Source organism: uncultured Shewanella sp., from assembly GCF_947491715.1.
Classification (GTDB): domain Bacteria; phylum Pseudomonadota; class Gammaproteobacteria; order Enterobacterales; family Shewanellaceae; genus Shewanella.
Genome location: NZ_CANLKR010000129.1, coordinates 1 through 368 on the forward strand (window position 1 = coordinate 1; position 368 = coordinate 368).

A 368-nucleotide genomic window follows, 5' to 3' on the forward strand; every position below is an offset into this window, starting at 1 on the left:
AAGGAAGCGTTGCGCAGCATACCTGACAAAGGCATTGGATTTGGTGCGTTAGGGTTAGCGACAAGCGAGTTACCCCGGGTGAGCTTTAACTACTTAGGGCAAATGGACAACAGTGGTCAGTCAGCAGGTCTTGACTGGCAATTGACATCGGAGTCGACGGGCTTGAGTGTCTCGCGGCAAAACAAGGATGTCAATCTCCTCAATATTAATGGCGCTATCATGGATGGACAGCTTACGTTTAATATTGCCTCTCAACTCGACGCTGCGCTGTCTCACACCTTTGTTAACGCTTTTGAGCAAGCCTTAATTGAGGTGGTTGATTGTGCCACGGCGCAAGCAACACAAGGGGGACTGCACACGCCCAGTGA

Annotated in this window: 1 protein-coding gene; it reads left to right on the forward strand. The window is 50.5% G+C overall.

Going from position 1 to position 368, the window contains the following annotated elements; translation table 11 throughout:
• Positions 1 to 9 precede the first annotated feature (9 nt).
• On the forward strand, positions 10 to 368 hold a 359-nt coding region (locus Q0779_RS23810), incomplete at its 3' end, for a hypothetical protein (protein ID WP_298776751.1).